Here is a 1,277-nt window from a genome sequence, read left to right as displayed (position 1 = left end):
TTTATGGGTGAATCATCGGCAAAACTTCGCCAGGTGTTTGATGCAATATCAAATGTGCGAGGCGTATATTTTTTTGATGAGTTTGATGCTCTCGGTTCGCAGCGCCAAGGCGGGAATGACGTTGGGGAAGCCCGAAGAATATTGAATAGCTTTCTTCAAATGATCGAAGAAGACCACTCCAATAGCCTAATTGTATGCGCGACAAATCACATCGAGGTTCTTGATAGCGCACTTTTTCGGCGTTTCGATGATGTAATCAGGTATGCAATGCCTAGCAAAGATGAAATAGTAAGGTTGTTTAAGGCAAGATTAGCTGGTCATGTCTCGAAAGGTTTCCAGTGGTCGAAGCTCCCCGACCTTTGCGAGGGCCTTAGTAATGCTGAAATTGTTAGGGTGGCAGATGAGGCAGTGAAGGAAACGCTAATATACGGGCATGACAAAATAACTTCTAGCATGTTGAAAGATGCTATAACTGATCGTCGAGAGATGAGAAAATCTATATAAAGTTAGGAGTTGTAAATGCCCAGCATCAAGGATGGACGGCAACATATATTTCTCGGTAGTACTGGCAAACCTGAAAAATACACATATCCTAGGAAGGTAGTTACCGCCAAAAATGTTCCGCAACAAAATCGAAAGGAACAAGCCGCAAGCCTCTCCTCCCAGCTTAATCGTGTAAAAGACTCAAAGCCTGCAATAGAGCGAGAGGCGGAACAGTACGAGCTAGAGTCATCCATCGGCCTTCAAGTTACGTTTGATAGCTTCCCCGGGGTTGAGCTTGCATTCGAGAGTCTAGCTGACTCACGACAAAAACTTGAATTATTAAATGTGCGGTATCATGACGATAAAGTTACCGTTTCCGTTTTTGTTCCCATTGATAAGATCGGCTTTTTTGAGAAAAAGATTAAAGACTACCTAGAGGAACGTAAGGATCGTAAGGGCGGTCCTCGAGATAACAGAACGCTCATAGACGCGATCGAATCTATTAGAGAGTCAGCATTTAACGAACTTTGGAACGACGATGATTCGGTCCTACCAACAGACGGCCAACAGGAAATTTGGTGGGAGATATGGCTGCCTGTTCTAGATGACCGAATGGCTGTAGTCCACGACTTTAGAAAAGTTGCCTTTTCAATTGGGATCGAAGTTTCTGAAAGCACTCTGGAGTTTCCTGAACGAACAGTACTTTTGGTCTACTGCACCAGGTCAAAGTTATCCCAAAGCTCCCTATTAATGAGCAAGATTTCCGAGATTAGGCGAGCTAAAGAAACAGCAGA

Annotated in this window: 1 protein-coding gene and 1 pseudogene; both read left to right on the top strand. The window is 43.9% G+C overall.

Annotated features, from left to right (window positions below):
• Nucleotides 1-504, top strand: a 504-nt coding sequence (locus tag ABJF11_RS10760) for an ATP-binding protein (protein ID WP_348119853.1), incomplete at its 5' end; no start/stop codon positions are given.
• Nucleotides 505-519: 15 nt separating this feature from the next.
• Nucleotides 520-1,277: pseudogene (locus ABJF11_RS10755) on the top strand (hypothetical protein); the annotation flags it as partial.

It is taken from the genome of Reichenbachiella sp., assembly GCF_039941815.1.
GTDB lineage: Bacteria > Bacteroidota > Bacteroidia > Cytophagales > Cyclobacteriaceae > Reichenbachiella.
The sequence above is the reverse complement of the archived record's forward strand: the minus strand, read 5'-3'. Positions and strand labels throughout refer to the sequence as shown.